Genomic DNA, 21253 nt, shown 5'->3' with positions numbered 1-21253 from the left:
GTGTCCTTGGGAGCGAAATCAGGCTTTTTATATTTATCCAGACAGAGCTGCCCTATTTGAGAGGAGAGAACCATGATGACAATCCCTAAAAAATTAGTACTTATCGGCAACGGCATGGCAGGCGTTCGTGCAATCGAGCATTTGCTCAAGCTGGCCCCAGACACTTATGAGATTACGATTTTCGGTGCGGAGCCGCACCCTAACTATAATCGTATTATGCTGTCCACCGTCTTGGCAGGCAGCACCGAGCTTAAAGATATCATTATTAATGATTGGGATTGGTACAAGGACAACCACATTACGCTTCATACGAATCAAGCGATCAAAAAAATTGATACGCAGCGCAAAGTCGTCATTTCCGAAAGCGGCATGGAGGCCCCTTATGATGAAGTCGTTATCGCAACAGGCTCCAAGCCGTTTATGCTCCCTATTCCCGGCGCAGATAAAGAAGGCGTCATTGCCTTCCGCGATATTCAAGATTGCGAGAAAATGTTCAGCGCAGCCAAATCGTATAAAAAAGCAGCCGTTATCGGCGCAGGCCTGCTCGGCTTAGAAGCTGCCCGCGGCTTGCTCAATCTCGGTATGGAAGTCACCGTCATTCATAAGCATCCTTATATTATGGAACGCCAGCTCGATGAGGCAGCCTCGCTCATGCTGAGAAAGGAACTTGAAGCTCAAGGCATGAAATTTCTGCTCAGCAAGCACTCCGCTTCAATTACAGGCCGCGGCAGAGTCAAGGAGCTGCAATTTACCGATGGCAGCCATTTGGCTACCGACCTGATCGTGATGGCCGTCGGCATACGCCCGAATGTGGATTTGGCGAAAAGCTCTGGTATTGACTATAACAACGGCATACTCGTCGATGATTTTATGAATACGAATATGGCCCATGTATCGGCACTTGGCGAATGTGTAGAGCATAGGGGCGTTGCTTACGGCCTTGTGGCTCCCTTGTATGAGCAAGGCGCGGTGCTCGCTAAACGTCTTGCAGGCGTCGAAACGACTGGTTATGCCGGATCGGTCACTTCCACCAAACTAAAAGTATCTGGCGTCGATGTCTTTTCAGCGGGGCGCTTTATTGAGACGGAAGGCTCGCGGGCGCTGCGGATTCAAGATGATATGGCGGGCACTTATAAAAAAATCGTTATCCGGGGCGGCAAGCTGATTGGTGCGGTATTGTTCGGCGATACAGCGGACGGCGCCTCGTTGTTTGCTTCCATAAAAAGCGGAGAATCGATTGAAGGCCGCGAGAAGGAGCTGCTGCTCGGCATTTCGAACGATTTGCTTGGCAAATCAGGCGGCAGTGCTAGCCGGCTGGAAAACATGCCCGACGATGAAATCGTCTGCGGCTGCAACGGCGTCACTAAAGGTGCCATCGGCGATGCAGTCCTTAACAAAGGCTGCCATACATTCGGTGAGCTGAAAGCCTGCACGAAAGCATCCGCATCCTGCGGCGGCTGCAAGGCCGATATCGAAGGATTGCTGCACTTGTTCGCAGGTGACGCAGTAGGCGAATCCGCGAAGGAAGGCATTTGCGGCTGCACATCGCTTAGCCGTGACGAAATCGTAGAACAAATCCAAAGCATGCGCCTGATGACGATCAAAGAAGTGATGCATGTGCTCGACTGGAATAACAAAGAAGGCTGCTCGAAGTGCCGCCCTTCCCTCAACTACTACCTGGGCATGCTGTTCCCAGAAGATTATGTGGATGAGAAGGAATCCCGCTTCACGAATGAGCGTTATCACGCCAACATTCAGAAGGACGGTACTTATTCCGTCGTCCCACGTATTTATGGCGGAGTGACAACTCCAGCAGACTTGATTAAAATCGCTTCGGTAGCCGAAAAATTCAATGTGCCGCTAGTGAAATTTACAGGCGGCCAGCGCCTAGACCTGTTCGGTGTTAAAAAAGAGGATTTGCCCAAAATGTGGGAGGAGCTCGAGATGGCTTCGGGCCACGCCTACGGCAAAACGCTCCGGACCGTAAAAACATGCGTCGGCAATACGTTCTGCCGCTTTGGTACACAGGATGCCATGGCCATGGGCATTAAGATGGAAAAGGCTTTCGAGCGTCTGAACGCTCCGGCAAAATTCAAGCTGGCGGTCTCCGGCTGTCCCCGCAACTGTGCGGAAGCAACGATTAAAGATTTGGGTGTTGTAGCGATTGACGGGGCATGGGAAATTCATGTTGGCGGCAATGCTGGTGTGAAGGTAAGGGCCTGCGACTTGCTGACAACGGTGAAAACAGAAGACGAGGTAATGGAATGGACGGGTGCTTACCTGCAATACTACCGCGAAACAGCCCAGTGGAATGAGCGTACCGCCCACTGGATCGACCGTGTTGGCCTTGATACGGTCAAAAAAGCGTTGGAGAAGCAAGAAGACCGCCTCGCGCTCGTTGAACGTGTACAGAAAACGCTCAGCCTGACGACAGACCCTTGGAAAGAAATTGTGGATAACGATGAATTGCGTAAAAACTTCGAACCGATTGCCGGCCCACTGCCGGTTTAACATCAGGAGGGATTAAATATGAGCAAACTGCTGATTGGCAAATTATCTGATATTGATGTTCGCGGCTCGCGCACCGTGCGCGTGAAGGAGACGGAAATTGCTTTATTCCGTCTTGAGGACGGCAGCGTACTCGCTATTGAAAATCGTTGTCCGCATAAAGGCGGACTTTTATCCGAAGGCATGGTATGCGGTACGGTTGTCCATTGTCCGCTGCATGATTGGAAGGTTGACCTCCATAGCGGTTTGGTGAAGGACCCGGATGACGGCTGCGTAACGACTTTTGCTACTGAAATTGATCCAGATAACGGCGCCATTTACGTGGTTATATAATTTATATCTTTTATAAATATTACTTATTTCCAATTCTCATCGCTTTACTTCTATAATAAAGAGCATGTTAGGCGATTCCTAATCTTAAGGAGACATCATTATGTCCTATATCAAACCCGCAGAAGTAATAAATACAATGATTGATACTGGGACTGCGAAAGCTAATGCGAGCACGCTGCAAATGGTCATCCGCGGTTTTCTCGGAGGCGCAATTTTGGCCTTTGCCACAACGCTTGCGTTTACGGCTGCCAGCCAAACCTCGCTTGGCCTTGCAGGCGCTCTCGTATTTCCCGCTGGGTTCGTGATCATCGTCCTCCTTGGATTGGAGCTTGTGACTGGCAGCTTTGCACTAAGCCCTCTATCTGTCGTTGCCCGCAAGACGACCGCAGCCCGCATGCTGTCCAATTATTTCTGGGTCATTGTCGGTCATTTAATTGGCTGCGCTGCATATGCGCTGCTGTACGGCTTAGTCATAACAAAAATGTTCACCGATATGAGCAATCCGCTCATTCAAATGATTATTCAGCTTAGCGAAACGAAAACACTCGGCTACAAGCATATGGGGTCTGAAGGCATGATGCTTGTTGTCATTAAAGCGATTTTGTGCAACTGGATGGTGACACTCGGCGTCGTAATGGCGATGACGTCCAAATCAACGGGCGGCAAAATCATTGCGATGTGGCTGCCCATCGTTATTTTCTTCGCCCAAGGCTTTGAGCATGCGGTCGTCAATATGTTCGTCATTCCCGCAGGCATGCTGCTTGGCGCTGACGTCAGCTTTGCTGATTGGTGGGTATGGAATCAAATTCCGGTACTCATCGGCAACTTTATTGGAGGTGCAGTATTTACGGGGATGCTGCTGTATTTGTCCCATCATTCGCCGACAAGCCAAGCTTTGAACGTTAAAGCAACGATAAAATCCGAACCGGCAGCAGCTGGAGCAGTAACCTCCAAAGGAGGTGGACTATGATGAAGCAGTCAGCAGGCACGGTTTACATTGTCGGAGCAGGTCCGGGCGATCCCGAGCTCATTACCGTTAAAGCAATGCGGCGCATCCAGTCGGCTGATGTTATTTTGTATGACAGGCTCGCTACCACAGAGCTGCTCGATTATGCCAGCAAAAACGTCGAGCTCATCTATTGCGGCAAAGCACCAAACGCCCATGCCATGCCACAGGATAAAATTAATCAACTGCTTATACAATACGCTAGCCAAGGAAAAAATGTCGTTCGCCTGAAAGGCGGCGACCCCTTCGTCTTCGGACGCGGCGGCGAGGAGACGCTGGAGCTTGCCAAGCATGGCATTCCTTATGAGGTGATACCCGGCATTACGTCGGCGATCGGAGCTGCGGCAGCGGCGAATATTCCGCTGACTCACCGCGAGCATGCTTCATCCTTCGCCTGCGTCACAGGCACCCGCTGCCATGGCGATAAAGCGCCTGTACGCTGGGATCTGCTGGCACATAGCGTGGATACATTAGCCATCTATATGGGAGTCAGCCAGCTTGGCGCCATCCGCGAAGAACTGCTGAAGCATGGAAAAGCCGCTTCGACGCCCGTTGCACTTATTGAGCGAGGCACCACCTCGAGGCAGCGTACCTTTACTGGCACACTTGAGCATATTCATCATCTGGCCGCTTCCGTACAGCTCAGCAACCCTGCGTTAATTATTATCGGTGAGGTTGTCAAAGTGCGAGAGCAGCTGCTTATGGCAGAGCAGCAAGCGGCACAGCAAGTGAAGCAACAAGAAGAGCAGCAAGCAGAGCAATTGATTGGCTGACAGAAAAGTTTAAATGATTGAGGCCTCGGGGAGCATTGCTCTCCGGGGCCTCATGTGCATTTAGAGCAGCGCCTGCTGCCACTTACTAGGTTGGTATTGCAAACGATAATCGGAGTTTCAGAAACTTGGCGGACACAGCATCCGCTATTTCAACAGGATAACGGTTATGAAGAATCCTGCGGACTCAGGAGCCGCTAATGCGCCAGCAATCGCCATTTTGACACAATTATGAGGGCAATAGCGGATCTCCTGTCCGCGTGCAGGCTGAAATCGAAAAAAAAGCGGAAATAGCGGAACCTCTGTCCTTCAAAAATGAGAGAGGGTACCTGTCTGTGTGGTCAACGAAATGTGCTTGGGGATGCATACAGATGCTAAATAACAAATTTAGCGTTATGCAAAATATTGATTAAAAATCTTTTCGGCCGTTCGTGTGGCCAGCGCTTGTGTTGTAAGCGTCGGATTCGGTCCGCCGATCCCATTGAAGTGCACACTATTATCGGCGATGAACAGCCGTTTGACTTGCATCGCTTCGCAGTTCGTATCCGTAACGTACCCCATTCGCATCGTGCTTTCAATATGGAGCATGAAGCTGAATGGCGTATCCGAACGAATAATCGTTTTGGCTCCTGCCTGCTTCAGCGTCTCGGAAGCATATCTGGCTAATTTGTCGCGTCTTTGCAGCGTTTTTTTGCTGGGAGTATAATAGACAACCGGAATAGGTCCGTTCTCGTCCTTCAGCAGCGGATCTACCTCAACCCTATTGTGGTAAAGCGTTTCGTCATCTGTGAGCAGCAGCATCGTCATCGTTCGTGTATAGTTCATCATCAGCTCTTTCAGTTGCGGACCGACGACCCGGCCGCGAATATCCCAAGGCGCCCCTGGCTCGGGAGGGGAAAGGGCGTTAAAGCCTGCCTCGCTAAAGCCATAGGTCAAAAAAGACATCAATCCAGGGCTTAGGCAGGACACTTGAAAAATACCCGTTCCCGGAATATCAACTCTAGCCCCCGAAGTGTGCCCCGCATACGGATAGACAGACGGCATGCCCAGCACTTTCATCAGTTCCTTTTCATCAAAAACGCCTGAAACCCAATCGAAGCAATGATTCGTCAATCCCCTTCCTACCCAAGCATTATGGGGCAGTCCAGAATTCAGCCACAGACGTGGAGATTCGATGCAGCCTGCAGCCATGACGACCGTTTTGGCATTCAGTTCCCCGATTTCCCCTGTCCATGTATCTCGAAATTGCACACCTGTTGCACGAAGCCCTTCTTTCGGGTCCTGCTCGGTTAAAATTTTAATCGCGAAGGAATTGGGACGAATGGCAACATTGCCGGTTTTGAGAGCGAGAGGAATGTAGCTGACGAGGGTGCTTCTCTTGGCAATTTTATCGACGGACGGTCCGACCGAACAGCCGTTGACACAGTTCCCCTTCAAGGTGCACCCTTCCATGTGTGATAATTGCTCCAATGAATAATTGGGGTCCATCAGATGCTCATTTGTCGGGAGTATAGCGTTTGGATTCGGGCGATAACCCGGCGTCGTCACATTGAGCGTAGGTATGAGCTGCCAGCCCGCCTTTTTAGCCCCGTAGTAAAAAAGCTCTTCTTTCGGAGTCGTCGGTGCAAACTGGACAGGCAATGTGGCTTCAGCTTTCTCGTAATAAGGAATCAGCTCCTTATAGCTAATGGGCCATATCCCATCAACTGCAATCGGAAAAGCCCGCGGCGACTGCGTCCAATAATGCTGGGTCGTTCCTCCAACTCCTGAAAGCTGCCAGATGTCTCCCTTCTGGCGCATAACCCTATGCCAAGGTGTACGCCGGCGGTCTGCCGGACCGAAGCGGAACATGCCGGACACCACATCATTCATGTTGTTCTCATACCCATTGTACAGCTTCTTATAGAGAGCTACATCCAGATCATTGTAGCTGGAGCTCCATTCCCCTCCACGCTCGCTGTTCGGGTTTTGCCAGTTTTTATTTCCATACCATGGGCCAGCTTCCAGCACCAATACTTGCAGTCCAGCCTCTGCGAGCTCCTTGGCAGCAACGGCACCTCCGCCGCCGGATCCGATTACGATTACATCCGCATCATACAATGGTAGATTCCCCTCCCTCACGAACGATGGTCAACTTATAACCGAGCAGCGCCCGGTAACCCGGAACGACGCCTGGGTAACCGACCTGCTTCCAGCTGATCGGGAAATATTCCAATCTTCGCTCGGTAGGCGTAGCGAGCCGAGTCGTACCATACGCGGACCACTCCGAGTAATTGCCAAACATCGTCTGCCTGTTGAGAAAGTCAACCATAAAGCGGACAATGCCTCCATCATACTGGTACGGAGGGGGCAAGCTCCAAAGATCAACATCAAGCTGCTCAAGCATTGCTAGAACCCGAATCCTATCGATAGGAGAAAGTGCGGCATAGGGGCTGCTTTCCCAAACCGCATGATTTGGAGCATGCTGCGCACGCCCAGAGGTGACGAGTTGAACCGCACCCGCATTGAGCATTTGGGCCGTTGGGGCAGCTAACGGAACGACCGTAAGATGTGTGCCTAAAAAAAGCGAAAGACTATGATCCAATTCCCATATCATATACTCATGAATGTGCAAATCTACTGCTCCAGCCGTTTGCTCCGCTCCGTAAACGGCAAGCGCAGGTGTGTTTGGCACAATGGCTTCGACCAGCGCCCGAAACGTTGCAACCGTAGAAAGATCAATGGAATTAATATATGATTTTGTTCGATGCATGTCGGATTCCACCCTTTGCAAGCAGAGATGTTAGCATTTGGACTCAATATAACAAAATCTATTCCATTAGTTTGTCTATTATTCTTTCACAAGCAAAAAGGAAAGAGCAGCCATTAGGGCCGCTCTTTCCTTTTTGCGATTTCAATATCGTTATGAAGCTGCTGCCTCGGATGCGTCAGCAGCTGTATCCGAGCCTTGGCCCGCCGTACCGCCACCGCTGCCTTGGCCGCCGGGACGGCCGCCGCCCATTCCTCCACCCATCATGCCGCCGATTTGAATCGTTGCCGCATCCTGGGTGCCGTCGGTTAACGTGTAAGTGACAATGTCATCGGCTTTCAAGTCGGCAAGCGTCTTGGCCGTCTCCACACGCTGGTCGTTTTCGAAAGAAATGGCTGTAATCGTTGTCGCATCGGTAACCGTCACTTCCACCGTCTCCTCGGTGAACATGTTCTCCATATTCATCCGGCCACCGCCCTGACCCCCAGCAGCTTGTCCGCCATCCTGTATCGGCGGCTCCGGCTGTGTTCCATCTGGTGCCGCTCCCGCTTCACCTTGCTGTGCATCGCCCTGCGCTGCTGGAGGCTCGCCTCCTCCTTGGCGGTCACCTGGCGTGAAGGAAGATTTGTAGAGCGTAATGGTCTGCCCATCAATGGATTTGATCTTGCCCATTGTGCCACCCATCATCATGCCGCCTTGGCCCGGACCTCCCTGTCCTTGTCCTGCGCCAGCATCTGCTTGTGTACCACTCTGAGCAGTGGCCGCTTCCGTGCCGGCAGCAGCGGTCGTATTCGTTGCTGTCTGATTGGCGCTGCATGCAGCCAAAGTGGCCGTTATCACAATCGTACTTAGTAGTGTTTTCCAATTCTTCATAGGGTTCGCTTCCTTTCAATAAGCCTTGCTTAATTGTACAAGCACAGCTTATCAAACCATTATGAACACCGTATGAATGCCGCCTTAACGTCCGCTGAATGTGCGGCGCGCACTTAGTGACAACAAAGCTTAGCGGAATGCGACCTGTATTGCTCCAAGCCTCAATTGCTTCAGCTGCTCGACAACAAGGCTGGCAACCTGCAGCGCTCCGCGCTCCTGAAAATGCGTATTGTCCTCTACGCCATTGGGAAAGTTCATAAACTCGCCGGGCGCCGCCCACATAAATACCGATTGGGTCGCTTCCGGCCCAAGCTCCTCGAACAGCTTGCGGCTTTCCTCTGCCAAATCGATTAACGGTACATTTTCCTCCTCGGCAAGCTCCCTCATCGCAATTAAATAATCGCCATGCGTATCGACGAGACTACCATCTGCTTCATAAAATCGCCGCTGTACGGACGTCACCAGCACGGGAATCGCCTCGCGATGCCGAGCCCCGTCTATGTACTGTTTTAAATATTCCTTATAAGTGGTAAAAGGCTCCGTCCGCCGCTCCTCATCCGGCTTCTGGTCATTATGTCCGAACTGGATCATCAGCACGTCCCGCGGCTTCATCCATTGAAAGATTTCATCAAGGCGGCCCTCTCCGATAAAGCTTTTGGAGCTCCGCCCGGAAACCGCCCTATTCTCAATAGCTACATCCTGCTTGAACCATTTGGGCAGCATTTGGCCCCAGCCAGCATAGGGATAGCCATCCTCGCGCTGATCCGTAACGGTTGAATCTCCGGCAAGAAAAAGGGTCGGCGTTTGGCTGGAAGGCAGCACCTCAAGCGCATTAATGCGCGGCGCCAATCCCGTAAAGGCCAGGCGGATTTGACCATCTCTTATGGACAAGGAAAAGCTGTAGCGAATAAACTCGCCTGCTACCGTCCTCACACGCTGTGCCATGAGCCGGCCACAGCCGGCTTTAATCGTCGTCTCCGTTGCGGTTATGGCATCGCCGATTAACAAATTCACGGTGTAGACACCATTTTCTACATCAAGCAAAAAGGACGTTTCCATCGGAATGCAGAAGTCGCTGCCCATGCCCTCCGCTTCCACACGACTCTTCGCCGCTACCTTCGTGACCGAGCTGAATCCGTAGCCTTTGCCTGGCTCGTACAACGTTGAGTCCGTTACCTTCACATGCCCGTCCCTCGCAGCTCCAACACCAAAATCAAATCGAAAAACATCCGTCATCTTTGTTTTCCTCCCTCAAATGATCATCAGCCGTTTCCCATGCTGGTTGTAAGCGTTCTCTAAGTTGTATGCAAGGCAGCGTTTCTGCTGCCCCTTTACTCTCCTAGCGTAGTGCCGTTTGAAAGCCGCGTCCCCGCCCGCTTGCGGTTGCCGATTACAAACAGCAGCGTGCCGACCCAGCCAAAAATAGCAGCCCCGATAAGCAGCGTACTCAGCGGCACACTGTCCGAAAAGCCCGCGCTCAGCAATGGCCCAAGCGTGCCCCTCACGCCAAACAGCATCAGATGGATACCGAACACGACCGCCTCACGCCCAGGAGCAAGCCTGAAAATATAAGAAAGGATGCCAATATCCCAAATCGCTTCGCCAATCCCCTGAATCCCATTGCCGAGTATGACCGCCGGGTAGGTGCCTATCAGCCCATAAAGCATCGGAACGATAGCATATGCTGCAATCCCGCCCAATATCGTATAGCGGATATCAAAACGATCAATCATCCAGCCCGCTATAAAATAAGTGACCAGCAGTCCGATAAAATAAGCGACGCGCGCATAACCAATTTGCACATTGCTTAGTTCAAGCACCTGTACCTGAATAATCTGGTATAGCGGAATTGACAGCATATTGCCGAAGCCAGCAAGCGACGTTGCGGCCAGCAGCACAGCCAGCTTCTTGTTGCCCGACACGAGCTTCCACTGATCGCGCAGCGAGAAGCGGGTGACCGAAGCGCCGGGAGCCACCAGCTTTTTCAGCGGAATTTTCGGCAGACGCAGCGTCTGGAACAGCAATATAGACAATGTGCCTGCTGCTGCTGCACAGACGAGCGGCCAGGCCGTACCGGACGTATCGGCCCATTTTCCGACCAAATAGGCGAGCGGGATCATAATGGCTCCCATGGCCACTCGCACATACCCCATCAGCCTGCCTCTTACATCGGGCGGATACATGCGGGACACGAGTGCCGCATAAGCCGGAGCTTGAATACCCATCAAAATTTGAAAAACGAGCGCCGTTGCCACAAACACCGAAGGATGAGCAAACAACGCCGGAAGCAGCAGAAGCAGCCTGCCAATTAAGTTTGGAATGACCACAAATGGTTTTGGATTGTTGCTTTTCTCGATCCAGTTCGCCCACAGCGGCGAGAAAATAAGGCCAATTGCCGGGGCTGCCGACAATAGCCCTACCTGAAAGTTCGTCGCCCCCTGCTGTATTGCAAACGGCATGTAAAACTGATTAAGCACCACATTAAACAAGCTGAACAATAATGAAGCGCCCACATCAATTTTGGCGTTATACCAGACGCGAGGAGTCATTTGCATGCCAAATTTTTGCAATCGGGCTTTTGTTTCCATCTTCTGCTGCTTCCTTTCGAATCTCTTCCTTTTCCCGAAGAGTACTCATTCATTTACGTTACTTTCATTAGAGCAAAATTCAACCAGAAGCGCAACAGAAGATTTTTGCAAAAAAAAAGAGAAAGCTCCGGCCGCTGCTTGGCTTTGAGCCTTCCCTATTACCTTATAATGTTGCGGCGATGAGCACAAAGCAGACAACGGAAATGCCCGTGTACAGCCATGCGTTCGTTCTGCTGCAGGTTTTGCTGGTCCAAATTCGGTATAAATAAATGATGGTAACGATGACCGAGATAGCCGTAATGCCGTTTAGCAGCAAGCCCACCCAATCTGTTCCCGAGCCGGCCGCTTCGCCGTGATGCCTATGCATGCTGCTTTCCACTGCTATACTCCCTGTCAACAGCAGTGGAAGCAGCAAATGAATGCCGTGAATGACAAGGGGAAGCAGCATCCCTCCAATAGACAATAGCGAGCTTCGCGGCAGCTGTTGCTTCGTAATGGGCAGCCCTCTCCCTTCTGGCAAAATAGGTTCCTCCCTCATAATTACAACCGGGAAAACTGTTTTATGCCAAAAGAGCATTATTTTTCAACCTTTATTCTCGTGGTTAACAAAAATGGTTTCCAATGAAGTATGTTCAACCTCTATTCGAAATAGGTCTAAATGATAGCGAACCGCTCCATTGACTATATGAGGAATTACGCCTTCGTTTGCTATGTTTAATTCCACCCATTCATTGTTCCATGCTGCAATTTCTGCGAATTGGCTCATTTCATTCATCCATAGTTGAAATTCATTCTCGGTATTCGATTGATATTTAATTTTTAGTCGAACATGCTCATCATGAGACTGCTGCAGCTCCTTCATACTCCCTATTTTCTCAATTTTCCCTTTATGAAGTATAGCGATGCGACTGCACACTCTTTCCACCTCATCAAGGTTATGCGAGGTCATAAACACAGTGGTTCCTTGTGAGGCCCATTTTATAATTAAATCTCGAATTATAATAGATGACTCAATATCAAGCGTTGAGGTCGGTTCGTCAAGAAAGAGCAATTCAGGAGAGCCAATTAAGGCTTGAGCGATACCTAATTTCTTCTTCATTCCTAACGAGAATTTACCTACTTTCTTATTCGCATGCTCTCCTAAGCCAACTTCCTCTAACAATTCGAGCATCGCTTTCTTATTTGCCCCAAAGCCTTTAATGCGAGCGAAAAAAAACATATGCTGCAGGGCAGTCATGTCATTATAATAATTGCTGTTATCAGGCAGAACACCCATACGCGATTTAATTCGATTTAAATATTCGTAAGGTTGGTCAAAGATTTCTATACTTCCACGAGTAGGTTTTAAAATTCCTGTCAACATATTTATCGTAGTGCTCTTCCCGGCCCCATTCCTGCCTAGAAAGGCAAAAATCTCACCCTTATTTAGTGAAAAGCTAATTTCATCCACTACCTTATGATTTCTATATTCCTTGGTTAATCCGTCCACTTTTAGTATAGTCATCTGAACTAGAGTTCCTTTCTTTCAAAAACGATAATTGAGATTATTAACATAATAGCAATCTCAACAACTGTTAAAGCAATAAAACGATAATCATCCATTGCAATATAATAAGGCAGCGCATAATTTAAAACTTTGGCTATAACTGATTTGTTAAATAAACTCCATATCCCTATACCTGGAATTACAAGCCCGGCAATTAAACTGATAAGTACCGTATAGCTATGTTTCGTAATAATAGTGGACATCATTATCGCTACTCCAGAATGAAATGCTATGAAAACCCACAATAAAATTAATGGAGCAATATAAAAAGTTTGAGTACTGATAGAAATACAAACAAAGGTGATTAGAGTAACGCTTGCCCAAAAAGAAAATACGGATATAAACTTGCCAACTATTACGTTTTTCCGAGATGTTTTTGTAATGAGAAGTCTTATTCTTTGCAATTCAATATCCCGGTTTACAATATCATGGGATAATATATAGATAAACAATGCCCCGAACAAAATAAAAATAAAAGATAACCCCGCAAGCTCCGTTCCTTGAGAATCTCCGGATGCCTCTGTCAAAAATGTACTGCTTGAAGCATACTGAGCGGCCCAAATAGATACGGATGTTACAAATAGAATGACAAGAAAAGATTTCACACCTTTTATTAGCCCCAGATACTCTTTCAAAACAATACCAAACATAATGTCCTCCTATATTATATTTACTTCATCAAATCTATTTTAAACGTTTTCATTCATTTCCTCGGAAGTGATAATTTGATTTTGCAAAGCAAATACAGCAGCTCCTACCCGTGTGGCTACGTTAAACTTTCCAAGTATGGACGTAACATGATAATCGACCATTCGCTTTGAGATATACAAAATTGAGGCGATCTCTTTATTAGGCTTTTCCTTGCAAATGAGCAACAATATCTTCTTTTCCGTTGCGTTCAATTCCATGTTTAGCTAGTTTTCCTTTCTCTCAAAAATACTCTGCCTATGAAACCTAATAATGCCGCGCCTCCAAATAGGTATCTCATCGTCTCCGTCTCTTCATAAAAAAAGATTCGGCATAAAAGATAGCCTAGTATCCCAACAAAACTTAGCACTTCAAAAATTCTTCTCATTTTTCCACTCCTTTCATAATTCAGACAATCAATACATAACTAATTAATACCATATTTTTATTTCAATTTCAATCTTTGAGTATTTATTACATTTCACAAAATTTTCACTTTCTATAAAAAATCTGGCGTTAATTTCTACGGAAACTTAACTTTTTTGGGTCTGGCGATAAATCCCACAAGTCAAAAACTTACTATATTACCCATATTAAAAATATAAATTACAGTCTAATAAATGTATATTTTTTAAATTTTTAACCAAATAATTGCGCATATGCGAAATTTACTAATTTGTAAAATAAGTATAATATTGTATTCAGGTGAAGTCAGAGGGGAAAATTAGAGGAGATGATTTAATTGATCGCAAAGATTATTGCTTATATTATTAAATATGGTTCAAAAGCTTGGGATGTAATCAAAGTGGCTATTGGGTCAGCATGGAGCAGCTTTAAAGCAGCATGGGATGCTGGCGTGTGGAAAGCCACCCAATGGCTGGTGGAAAGATCTGTATACGTTGAAATCATATATGAAGCATTAAAAGCTGTTTTCGGAGATAACTAAAAAAGCCCAGCGCCACGAACGCTGAGCAAAAAAGTGATGAGATAAAACCCAGAAAACTCCCTCTGGCTTACCTTTAATAAATCATTATAAGGATTGGTATAAAATATGTCAATGAATACAACATCCCCTCCTCCTCTTATTGATGTAAGAAATGTATCTAAAAGCTTTGGAAAAAAACTTGTATTAAACAAAATCAATTTTGCTATGCCAGCGCCCTCCATTTATGTACTAAAAGGAGCAAATGGTGTTGGAAAAAGTGTGTTCCTAAAATGCTTGCTTCATTATGAGCGAATTGACGCTGGAATTATAGAAATTGCCGGCAATCCTTTATCTGACCGTATAAGTCTAAGAACAAATACTTTTTTCATCTCATCAGACCATCAGCAATTTATCGAGCTGTTGACTCCAAACGAATTTTTTCAGTTTCTTAAAGAAATTTATATGATCCCTTTTGAACGAATAGAACAAGTGAGCCATCTTGCAGAAGATTTAAATGTCTTAACCGAACTGAATACCCTTTTCTCAAAACTTTCCTTTGGAACTAAAAAGAAAATCCAGTTCATAGCAGCAATGCTTATTTGTCCAAAGCTTCTCATCTGTGATGAGATTTATGAGGGCTTAGATACTGATGCAGTGCTTTTTATTCAACAAGCTTATCAGCATAGAAAATTACAAGGTATGGGAACACTTCTCACTACACATATTCGTGATTATGGTGAAGAGGTTGCCGATCTTATTTTCGAACTTTTCAATAATGGTATTCATGTTGTGAAAGAGGATATTACATGAATCTGTCTGCTTTTAGAAAACTTTTATCGATTGCTTATGACGATCGTATTTCAAATGTGACTAAACAAGCCATCATTGATTTTTGCAGCCTCGGCTTTTTAATGAGTCTTATCCTTTTAGGCATCAAAAATTTTGGCACAGCAATAACTATGGAATATTACATCGGTATCTATTTGGCTCTAAATTTAATTCTTTTATTTTTCACTGCTGCCGTTTTGAAAAGTATCCCTACGCTAAGCAAATTTGTTGGTTCTATGCCAATTAAGCCTACTGCTTATTTTTATAAGGTTTATTTAGTTAGTTCCTTAAAGTTTTTTATTTTATTAGAGTATCTTATTGCAGCTTTAATTTTACTTTGGAATGATACCAGTTTAAAAACTGTAATTATATTCGTTATATTGTTGGAAGCAATACGATTTTTACGACTTTATTTCGAGTTTTTATTTGGATTTTTAAAAAGTTTACCTGGTTTGAGCATTTGGTTTTCAATGTTGTTTTTTTCATGTTCCGCACTACTGTATGTACTAAACAAAAAGCAAATGCTTAGTCTATCTATTTTTCAATATTCACCTTCAGTTGCTGCTTATATTATTATAATTTTAACCATTTTAGGCTTACTCACAGGTCCGCTACTCGCTGCTCAACAAATGAATCAATTCAGCAGAAACGCAATGCTTTATTTCTATTTCACCAGTAAACTTATGAAACTCTCTACCCGTATTCTCTATTTAAATAAACATACAAAAGCAATGTTAACTACTCACATAACCCGCTTGCTTAGAAATTCTGACTATATGGGTAGAATTATTCGTATTTTTACTGTTGTAACTCTTTTATCATGTTTTAATGATGTAGTTCTAGCTCCTTTTTTTAATATGCCCAAGGCTGCATTTGTAGATATTCCTTACATGATATGTCTTGTTACTTTTCTAACGCTACAATTAGAATATCCTATATTTAAAAATTCTTATTTAGATGAGTTCCCCATCACAAACAGGAAAATAAATCTTATTATTGATTTAATCGATGCTTATATTTTAGTTTTATTTTTAATATTTTTAATGCTTATCGAATTTGCTACAGGAAATAGTGCCATTCAAATGACAGGTGTTATTTTCTTATCTTTTTTCAGTTTTTACTTCATCAGCAGAAGTATATCCATCCCGCAAAAAAAATTATCTAACATAAATAAATTATTTTATTACTTTCAATTTTTCATCCTTTCTATTCCCTTAAAAATAGTTATGGATAATGTCCCTGCTTCAAAATGGCATGTACACTTGACTGTATTTTTCGCATGTTTATCCTTATATTGTATAAGGAAGAAAATATTTATTCGGAAGCGAAATTAAATAGACATGCTGCGATTAGATTAAAGATGTTACTCTTCTATACACATTTGTTGAATACCCGACAAATACGTTTGCAGCACAAGCTGCATCGATTCGTCCAACTGGTAGGGCAAGCCGAAGCCGCCTTTCTGCTCGATGGAGCTAAATCCATGCAGCAGGCTGCGCAAGCCGCGGACGATATGAATCGCTATCTCCTGCTTTAATTTGTAGCTATCCAGCAAATTAATAATGAGCCCCATCAGCTGCTCGCTAACCGCTTTAAATTCATCATTATCCTGTGATTGGGACGGAATTGTTGCCTCGTAAACACCCGGATTCGAGCGGGCAAAAGCAACATAGGCTTTGCCCGCCGCATAAACGGCGTCTTCCCCTGTCAGTCCTTCTACCGCTTTACTCATCTGCTCGTTCATTTCGCGCAAGCCATAAATCGCAAGCGCCAGCTTCACCCCACTCAAACCGTCTATATGGTTGTATAAAGAGGGAGAGCGAATACCCAGCTTCTGCGAAAGCGAAGCCATCGTCACTGCTTCCAGCCCTTGCGTATTGGCAATTTCTGCGGCTGTCCGAACTATCGTCGGTACATCCAAGCCTATTCTTGGCGACATGTCATCTTCTCCTTGCTGTTGTGAAATCCATACAGATTATATCAGCGTGCTTTTCCTTTAATGTGCCGCAGCAGCAGCGAGCTTGCGTTCAGCCGTTATGATGGCCTGCTCCATTGCGGCCACCGGGTCAACAAGCAGGTTGCCGTGTCCGACTGCCAGCAAGGACGGCTTCAGTGCAAGCAGGCGCCTCGCACTAATCAGCGACTGCTGCTTATTCCAGGTTGCCCATGCCGGAAATGGAAACAACGGCCGAACTTGTCCGCTTACCGCAACGCCTCCACGCAGTTGAAAAGCATCCCCGACAATCAGCTCGCCGCCTCTCGTATTGAGAAAGGCCATGGAACCGGGCGTATGTCCCGGTGCTGCAACCGCCAGCAGCGATCCGATACGGTCGCCATCTTGAAGCAGCAGATCCGGCTTCGTTGCTACTTTTTTCGGCACACCGCCTCTGATTGGGGTAGCCGGCTCTCCCGGTTCCAAGGAGCGGTCTCCTCGCAGCAATCGCGCATCCCTCGCCGAGATTGCTACGACTGCATCCGGCAGCTGTGCTTTGAGCGCATCCAGCGCTCCGATATGATCATCATGCGCATGCGTCAGCACGATTCGTACAATCGGCTTGCCCAGCTTGCGTGCTGCCTGCATAATCGCTTCGGCATTATTCGGCAGTGCTGCATCGATCAGCGTCAAGCCGTCCTCTTCTTCGACCAAATAGCAATTAACAGGAAATACATGGGGCAAATAGGTCAACTGATAAATATGCTGATGTTTGGTCATTCTCACAATGCATCGCTCCTCGGTATTTTGCGCTTGCTGCGCAAAAACTAATATCATTAGTTTTATAATAACTAATGATATTAGTTTTTGCAATACGTTTATTCGTCTACATTCATCATCTACGTTCATCATGCACACATATGGACGGCTTATGCGGCATTAAAATCAAAAAAAAGCCTATCCTCGACGGATAAGCTTTTCACCCACTTTTATTTCGTCCAATCGAAATCCATTGCCTGTAAAAAAGCTCTCGCCAGCACCATATGGCCTGCCGCCGTCGGATGCACGCGATCCCACGCCAAAGTAGCGGAATAGAGATGGGCCAGCACTTTATTAAATGCCGCCTGTGTATCAATGAACAGACAGCCCGTCTCATCTGCAATTCGGCGTACAACTGCACCATATTCGTCCATCGTGCGGCGCATCGCATCCTGCTCATTGCTTTCCAGAAAGAAAGGCGTCATCAGCACGATGCCGCTTCCGGCCACCGGCTTCGCCAGTGCGACCAGCTCGCGCAGCGTTTGCTCGTACTCCTCGATATAGACATGCCACTCCGTAATGAACGGCGTATCATATTGGCGCCATACGTCATTGATGCCGATCATGATCGAAAGCACATCCGGTTTTTTATCCGTCACATCTTCCTGCCATCTCGCTTTTAAATCACGGACCGTATGCCCGCCCGTTCCCATGTTCACTACGCGAATACCGAGCTCCGGATAAACCGCCTGCAGCAGCGCATCCACCTGCGCTACGTAACCTCTGCCAAGCGCGCCGAACAGCCCCTCGCCATTCTGCTTGTTCCGATCGCAATCCGTAATCGAGTCTCCAATAAACAACAGCTTCTGCCCACGTTCCAGCTTCACCCGAATCATTCCCCCTATTTATACGATTAGCCTTGCGTCTCGCGCCGCTTGAACTGCTCTGGCGATACACCGACAAACTGCTTGAACATTCTGCTGAAATGGGCCAGATGCTTGAAGCCCAGACGATAGCATGCTTCTGTAACCGTGACGGACGGCTCCATCAAAAACATGATTTTCGCCTCATTGATTCGCCTTCTATACACATAGTGAAACACCGTTACACCCGTCACATCCTTAAACAGCCTGGCAATGTACGACTTGCTTAAATGCAGCCGTTCTTCCAGCTGCTCCATATGCAAATCGTCCGTATAGCTGTGCTCCAGCAAGGAAATGATGCGCTGCACCGTCTGCTCCTTATCCGAGGAAAATTCTTGCCGGTCCCTTAGCGGCTGCTCGCACAAGCCAAAAATAAAATACAATAAATCAACAAAGGCAAGCAGCAGACGGTTGCTGCCGATGGCATCGTCCCGCTGCTGATGCACATGCATTTGAGCCAAAAGTCGCTCCGCTTCTTCCTTATGCTCGCCTCTGAGCCGCAGGCGGTGATTGCGCAGCTCCTCAAACGGCTCCATAACATTGAGCGCCTGCGGCAGCTCCAGCAGCGGGCGCAGCAGCGAAGGCTCAAAATGGACAATCGTCCGGACATAAGGAACGGAAGGATCGATTTTGGCACAATGCAGCGTCATGCCGAACAAAATCATCATATCACCCGGCTGCATATGGTAAATTTGATCGCCAATCAAATAGTTGCATTTTCCTTCATGAAAATAATAAACCTCGTAATTCGTATGTGAATGAAAAATCGCTTCAAGCGGCGTCTGAATTCGGTAGCCGAAATCGAGCATTTTAACCTTGCGACTGCAATCCGTTAATATAGCGGACAAAATATCGCAGCATGTCTGGAGACTCCGCAAATTCTTTGCTGAAATCTTCAATGCCGAGATAGCCGTCGTAGCCGACAGCCTGCAAATCCTCGATGATTTGCTTCCACGGCACTACCCCTTTAGCGAGTCCCGACCAGTCTGCCTTCCAGCTTATGCTGCCGTCCGCTTCTTCCGCGCCAGCTTGCCAGCTTGCATTTTTCACATGCACATGGGCCAAATACGGACCTAGCAGCTCAAGTCCCATCCGGTAGTTTTCGAAGCCTTCGTAAACCATATTGCCGGGATCGTACAGCACGCCAATACAATCCGGGTCCAGCCCTTCGCAGAGCCGATAAGCTGCGGAAGCGCTTGCCGCAATCGTCTGATGATGGGTCTCGACTAAGCCTTTAACGCCATACTTTCGGCACAGCTCCTGCACTTGCTGCAAATACGTTCTTGCCAGCGTGAACAGCTCGCCGAACGGCCGGCTGCGATCATAATTTGGAACACCAACCCGGATAAAGGAAGCCCCTACCCGCTTCGCCGCTTTCAGCACCTGCTCGGTTGCCTCCAAATCGCCAGCGGTGAGATATGGCGTCAGGCTGAGCGATGTCAGTCCATGATCAGCCGCAGCCTTGCCAAAGCGATCCAGCATTTCATCTCCGCCTGAGGGAAAAATCGTACAGCGGTTGTTGCCCCAGAAAGAAGGCTCCTGGCTCGCCACAGCTGCATCCGGTGCTTCCTTGTAACGCCATTCTACAGCATGAATTCCTGCCTCTTGCGCGGCGGCTGCCAGTTCCTCAGGCCCCAGCTCCGGTGTTGCTACCGTAAATACAGACAACTTCATCATCGATTCACGCTTCTCCCTTCCTCTATCCGTATTATATGTTTCGCTTCCTCTGCTCTTTCCCTACTCGACCCGTACAGCCTGCAATTGCGCCTGCAAGCACAGCTCTGCCGCTTTAAACGTATGCGCCTGCGGCATCGCAAGCTCCGTGCCATTCAAGCAATCAAGAATGAGAGCTCCAAAATAAGGGAAACCAACCTTGTCTTTCACATCTATTTTTTGCTCGCCGTCTCCATTCACGAGGAACAGATGGTCGCTGCCGCCTCTCGTCAAATCGACATATTTGCGCAGCTCGATATAACCTTTTGTCCCGAGAATAATCGTCCGGCCATCGCCCCAAGTAGACAAGCCATCCGGCGTAAACCAGTCCACGCGAAAATAATGCGTAGCCCCGTTGTCGCCGATAAGCGTAGCGTCGCCAAAGTCCTCAAGCTCCGGGTATTGCTTGTTATTGTAATTGGCTATTTTGCTGGATTGCACCGTAGCATCTTTGCAGCCGGCGAAATAAAGAAACTGTTCAATTTGATGGCTGCCAATATCACAAATAATGCCGCCGTACTGCTCCTTATTGAAAAACCAGTCTGGCCTAGCCGCTGCATTCAAACGATGCGGCCCCAATCCCATTACATTCAGCACGCGGCCGATAGCCCCGTCCTTCACGAGCTGCCCTGCGTATTCCGCGCATTCTACATGAAGGCGCTCGCTGTAATAGACCGCATAAATTTTGCCTGTAGCTGCCGTTACTTTACGCGCCTCAGCCAGCTGCTCAAGCGTCGTAAACGGCGCTTTGTCCGTAAAATAATGCTTGCCATGCTTCATGACCTCGACGCCAAGCGGGCCGCGCAAATTCGTTATCGCTGCTGCTGCAACGAGCACCACTTCCGCATCCTGCAAAATTTGCTGCTTCGATTCCGCTGGGCGAACCTCAGGATAAGTGCGCACAAATGCTTCTACCTTCTTCGGGTCTGGATCATAAACCCACTTGAGCGTGCCGCCCGCTTCCCGAAGACCGTTGCACATGCCATAAATATGCCCATGATCCAGCGACAAAGCAGCGAATACAAACTCTCCTTCTTTGACAACTGGTTTGGGCTTGCCTTTCGGGGCATAATTCATTCCATTTGCTGTTGACATAAATGTTGCCTCCCTCT

Annotated in this window: 22 protein-coding genes; 7 read left to right on the top strand and 15 right to left on the bottom strand. The window is 47.5% G+C overall.

Annotated elements, in window-relative coordinates:
* Positions 1–75 precede the first annotated feature (75 nt).
* The 4 genes from nirB (at position 76) to cobA (ending at position 4620) form a co-directional block, all read left to right on the top strand.
* Entirely contained in the window at positions 76–2511 is a 2436-nt protein-coding gene (gene nirB, locus AC50Y5_RS07950; protein ID WP_056039168.1) for a nitrite reductase large subunit NirB, read from the top strand.
* A gap of 18 nt (positions 2512–2529) precedes the next feature.
* Positions 2530–2841 carry a nitrite reductase small subunit NirD gene (gene nirD, locus AC50Y5_RS07945; protein WP_056039167.1) on the top strand — a complete coding sequence of 104 codons (312 nt, stop codon included), beginning with the start codon at positions 2530–2532 and terminating at the stop codon, positions 2839–2841.
* A gap of 100 nt (positions 2842–2941) precedes the next feature.
* Entirely contained in the window at positions 2942–3811 is an 870-nt protein-coding gene (locus tag AC50Y5_RS07940) for a formate/nitrite transporter family protein (protein WP_056039164.1), read from the top strand.
* Positions 3811–4620, top strand: a complete 810-nt coding sequence (cobA, locus tag AC50Y5_RS07935; RefSeq protein WP_442952550.1) for a uroporphyrinogen-III C-methyltransferase — start codon at positions 3811–3813, stop codon at positions 4618–4620. The genes AC50Y5_RS07940 and cobA overlap by 1 nt, the downstream gene beginning before the upstream one ends.
* 390 nt (positions 4621–5010) lie before the next feature.
* On the opposite strand, the gene AC50Y5_RS07930 is transcribed toward cobA, so the two are convergent.
* The 9 genes from AC50Y5_RS07930 to AC50Y5_RS07890 form a co-directional block, all read right to left on the bottom strand.
* Complete coding sequence (locus tag AC50Y5_RS07930; RefSeq protein ID WP_494859614.1) at positions 5011–6717, bottom strand: GMC family oxidoreductase N-terminal domain-containing protein; 1707 nt, start codon at positions 6715–6717, stop codon at positions 5011–5013.
* Positions 6710–7369, bottom strand: a complete 660-nt coding sequence (locus AC50Y5_RS07925) for a hypothetical protein (protein ID WP_056033948.1) — start codon at positions 7367–7369, stop codon at positions 6710–6712. Before AC50Y5_RS07925 ends, AC50Y5_RS07930 begins: the two co-directional genes overlap by 8 nt.
* A 150-nt stretch (positions 7370–7519) precedes the next feature.
* Positions 7520–8239 (bottom strand): hypothetical protein, encoded by a 720-nt coding sequence (locus tag AC50Y5_RS07920; RefSeq protein WP_494859609.1) that lies wholly within the window; start codon positions 8237–8239, stop codon positions 7520–7522.
* A gap of 129 nt (positions 8240–8368) precedes the next feature.
* Positions 8369–9475, bottom strand: coding sequence for a rhamnogalacturonan acetylesterase (locus AC50Y5_RS07915; RefSeq protein ID WP_494859607.1), 1107 nt, complete (start codon positions 9473–9475; stop codon positions 8369–8371).
* Positions 9476–9570: 95 nt separating this feature from the next.
* The gene (locus AC50Y5_RS07910) at positions 9571–10827 is read right to left on the bottom strand and encodes an MFS transporter (RefSeq protein WP_056033957.1); all 1257 of its coding nucleotides are present in this window, start codon (positions 10825–10827) and stop codon (positions 9571–9573) included.
* A 163-nt stretch (positions 10828–10990) separates the two neighbouring features.
* Complete coding sequence (locus AC50Y5_RS07905; protein WP_056033960.1) at positions 10991–11347, bottom strand: hypothetical protein; 357 nt, start codon at positions 11345–11347, stop codon at positions 10991–10993.
* A 63-nt stretch (positions 11348–11410) separates the two neighbouring features.
* On the bottom strand, positions 11411–12331 hold the full coding sequence (locus tag AC50Y5_RS07900) for an ABC transporter ATP-binding protein (protein ID WP_056033963.1): 921 nt from the start codon (positions 12329–12331) through the stop codon (positions 11411–11413).
* 5 nt (positions 12332–12336) lie between these two features.
* Positions 12337–13023 (bottom strand): ABC transporter permease, encoded by a 687-nt coding sequence (locus AC50Y5_RS07895; protein WP_056033966.1) that lies wholly within the window; start codon positions 13021–13023, stop codon positions 12337–12339.
* Between the two features lie 39 nt (positions 13024–13062).
* Complete coding sequence (locus AC50Y5_RS07890; RefSeq protein ID WP_046228807.1) at positions 13063–13281, bottom strand: response regulator transcription factor; 219 nt, start codon at positions 13279–13281, stop codon at positions 13063–13065.
* Positions 13282–13802: 521 nt separating this feature from the next.
* Here AC50Y5_RS07890 and AC50Y5_RS07885 point away from each other — a divergent pair.
* From AC50Y5_RS07885 to AC50Y5_RS07875, 3 genes are all read left to right on the top strand, one after another.
* Entirely contained in the window at positions 13803–14006 is a 204-nt protein-coding gene (locus AC50Y5_RS07885) for a hypothetical protein (RefSeq protein WP_056033970.1), read from the top strand.
* A 105-nt stretch (positions 14007–14111) separates the two neighbouring features.
* Complete coding sequence (locus AC50Y5_RS07880; RefSeq protein WP_056033973.1) at positions 14112–14795, top strand: ATP-binding cassette domain-containing protein; 684 nt, start codon at positions 14112–14114, stop codon at positions 14793–14795.
* Positions 14792–16147, top strand: coding sequence for a hypothetical protein (locus tag AC50Y5_RS07875; protein WP_056033975.1), 1356 nt, complete (start codon positions 14792–14794; stop codon positions 16145–16147). Before AC50Y5_RS07880 ends, AC50Y5_RS07875 begins: the two co-directional genes overlap by 4 nt.
* A 29-nt stretch (positions 16148–16176) precedes the next feature.
* Here AC50Y5_RS07875 and AC50Y5_RS07870 read toward each other — a convergent pair whose 3' ends face one another.
* From AC50Y5_RS07870 to AC50Y5_RS07845, 6 genes are all read right to left on the bottom strand, one after another.
* Positions 16177–16752, bottom strand: a complete 576-nt coding sequence (locus AC50Y5_RS07870; RefSeq protein ID WP_056033977.1) for a TetR/AcrR family transcriptional regulator — start codon at positions 16750–16752, stop codon at positions 16177–16179.
* Positions 16753–16809: 57 nt separating this feature from the next.
* The gene (locus AC50Y5_RS07865) at positions 16810–17532 is read right to left on the bottom strand and encodes an MBL fold metallo-hydrolase (RefSeq protein WP_056033980.1); all 723 of its coding nucleotides are present in this window, start codon (positions 17530–17532) and stop codon (positions 16810–16812) included.
* A 203-nt stretch (positions 17533–17735) separates the two neighbouring features.
* On the bottom strand, positions 17736–18392 hold the full coding sequence (locus AC50Y5_RS07860; RefSeq protein ID WP_056033983.1) for an SGNH/GDSL hydrolase family protein: 657 nt from the start codon (positions 18390–18392) through the stop codon (positions 17736–17738).
* Positions 18393–18418: 26 nt separating this feature from the next.
* The gene (locus AC50Y5_RS07855) at positions 18419–19237 is read right to left on the bottom strand and encodes an AraC family transcriptional regulator (protein WP_494859601.1); all 819 of its coding nucleotides are present in this window, start codon (positions 19235–19237) and stop codon (positions 18419–18421) included.
* A 1-nt stretch (position 19238) separates the two neighbouring features.
* The gene (locus AC50Y5_RS07850; protein ID WP_494859742.1) at positions 19239–20102 is read right to left on the bottom strand and encodes a sugar phosphate isomerase/epimerase family protein; all 864 of its coding nucleotides are present in this window, start codon (positions 20100–20102) and stop codon (positions 19239–19241) included.
* Positions 20103–20165: 63 nt separating this feature from the next.
* Positions 20166–21236, bottom strand: coding sequence for a Gfo/Idh/MocA family protein (locus AC50Y5_RS07845; protein WP_046228814.1), 1071 nt, complete (start codon positions 21234–21236; stop codon positions 20166–20168).
* Positions 21237–21253: the final 17 nt, after the last annotated feature.

The organism is Paenibacillus sp. JT22N7 (genome assembly GCF_059383875.1).
The sequence above is the reverse complement of the archived record's forward strand: the minus strand, read 5'-3'. Positions and strand labels throughout refer to the sequence as shown.